The sequence below is a fragment of the Mycobacterium sp. 1423905.2 genome (genome assembly GCF_001673155.1).
Taxonomy (GTDB): Bacteria; Actinomycetota; Actinomycetes; order Mycobacteriales; family Mycobacteriaceae; genus Mycobacterium.
In genome coordinates, this window is record NZ_LZLE01000193.1 from 1 (window position 1) to 1,996 (window position 1,996).

2 protein-coding genes and 1 pseudogene are annotated in these 1,996 nt (G+C 66.3%); 1 reads left to right on the top strand and 2 read right to left on the bottom strand.

Annotated features, from left to right (window positions below; all coding sequences use genetic code 11):
- Window positions 1–78 precede the first annotated feature (78 nt).
- Window positions 79–582 carry a LysM peptidoglycan-binding domain-containing protein gene (locus A9W95_RS11370; protein ID WP_067412245.1) on the bottom strand — a complete coding sequence of 168 codons (504 nt, stop codon included), beginning with the start codon at window positions 580–582 and terminating at the stop codon, window positions 79–81.
- A gap of 292 nt (window positions 583–874) precedes the next feature.
- Here A9W95_RS11370 and lexA point away from each other — a divergent pair, with 292 nt between their 5' ends.
- Entirely contained in the window at window positions 875–1,582 is a 708-nt protein-coding gene (lexA, locus tag A9W95_RS11375; RefSeq protein ID WP_067412239.1) for a transcriptional repressor LexA, read from the top strand.
- A 12-nt stretch (window positions 1,583–1,594) separates the two neighbouring features.
- Here lexA and A9W95_RS27240 read toward each other — a convergent pair.
- A pseudogene (locus A9W95_RS27240) lies at window positions 1,595–1,996 on the bottom strand (hypothetical protein); the annotation flags it as partial.

A 1,996-nucleotide genomic window follows, 5' to 3' on the forward strand; every position in this document is an offset into this window, starting at 1 on the left:
CGAGCGTGTGGCGTGGCCAACGGCCTTTCGCGTGGAACTGCTTGTCGCACGCGGTTTTCCGTTACGCCCGGCGCGCCCTTAGCCGACCGGCGCGATCAGGGTCTGGCCTGCGGTGACCGTCGAGGAATTGAGGCCGTTGAGGTCACGGATCTCATCGGCGACCTGACGAGCCGGCGCGCCGGGCGCGACGCGGGCGGCCACGTCTTGCAGTGACTCCCCCGGTTCGACCCGGACCACCGCAAGTGAGTCCGGCACCCGCGACGACGACTCGCCGGACTGGTTGTTCATCGCGCCGCCGAAATCGGCAATCAACCCCAGCCACAGGGTGATCAGTCCGGCGAGCACAGCCAACCCCACGGTCGTTGCGACACTCACGGCACGCCGGCGATGCGGCGCGGTCGACATGGCGACCCCGGTGCCGTGGTAGCGCAGTGGGGCGCCCGCCGGCCGTGACGATGCCGGTCGCCGCGAGCGAATTTGCCCGGTGCGGCAGGAAGGCTCGTTCAGCGGCCGGGTCATCGGCCGAGGAAGAACCCGGTGCCCGTTCGGCATACGCGACGGGTCTGTGTAGATCATTGTCATGTCGAGTCCTCCGGTCGACTTATCGCTCGTGTGTTCGACCATAGTCGCTCATGTGTTCGACATCCGAACATTTGATCGACGCGTGTCGCACGAGCCAAACGTTAGACGTGACCACCGACAAGCCCTTGCCGGCTGCTAGCAGCTGCATAGGTCGCGGATACCCGATCTATCAAAAAGTTACGCCTTTGTAATTCACTAATATCTGCCGAGTTGAGACGACTTTTTCGCCCTGGCGACACACTGGTCGAACACATGTTTGATTCCTGTACCGGATGGCGTTACATTCAGTGCCATGAGCGACAGCAATGACACGTCCGCCCCCGACGGAGAGGCCGGCAACGGCCGCTCGCCTGGCTTCGATTCATCGCTGACCGAGCGGCAGCGAACCATCCTCAATGTCATCCGCGCCTCGGTGACCAGTCGCGGCTACCCACCGAGCATCCGGGAAATCGGCGACGCCGTCGGGCTGACGTCCACGTCCTCGGTCGCCCACCAGTTACGCACCCTGGAGCGAAAAGGCTATTTGCGCCGAGATCCGAACCGTCCGCGCGCGGTGGACGTGCGCGGCGCCGACGAGGCGGTGACACCGCCGGTGACCGATGTGGCCGGGTCGGACGCCCTACCGGAACCAACTTTCGTGCCTGTCCTCGGGCGTATCGCGGCCGGCGGCCCCATCCTTGCCGAAGAAGCTGTCGAGGACGTTTTCCCGCTGCCGCGTGAGTTGGTCGGCGAGGGAACGCTGTTCCTGCTCAAGGTGGTCGGTGACTCGATGGTCGAGGCGGCCATCTGCGACGGCGACTGGGTGGTGGTGCGCCAGCAGAACGTCGCGGACAACGGCGACATCGTGGCCGCGATGATCGACGGCGAGGCGACGGTCAAGACGTTCCGGCGAGCGGGCGGCCAAATCTGGTTGATGCCGCACAACCCGGCCTACGACCCCATCCCGGGCAACGACGCGACCGTGCTGGGCAAGGTCGTGACCGTGATCCGCAAGGTCTGAGCCCGGCGGTGGTCAGTCCGCCTTGACGAAGCCGTTGGCTTGGGCGACTTCCTCGCTGGCGAACCATATTTCGGCCAAGGTGTCGTCGTACAGCGCGCTGGTGGGTGTGTAGTACAACCCGAAGCGGGCGCTGGCCTTGATCGGGTAGCCGTCCGGCGGCTGGTAGGGATCGTGGTCCAGCGGTAGGTGGATCATCGGGCGCCCCGAGGCGTTGCCGCCGGCTGCGGGGCCGGCTGCGGGACCCCGCTCGGCGGACTCGGCGGCTCCGTTTTCGGCGACATCGGCGTCGACGGCCGCGTGCCGACCGATCCTCGGCTCGGCGGCCGCGACCGTTGCTTCCGCCGGGGCGGCGTCCAGATCGAACGCCTCGGTGCGCGAATCACTCGGATAGAACGTGTCCGGGAACACCGCGTC

Coding starts and splice junctions, on each gene's coding strand:
- lexA (WP_067412239.1), top strand. CDS start 875: ATGAGCGACAGCAATGACACGTCCGCCCCCGACGGAGAGGCCGGCAAC.
- A9W95_RS11370 (WP_067412245.1), bottom strand. CDS start 582: ATGACAATGATCTACACAGACCCGTCGCGTATGCCGAACGGGCACCGG.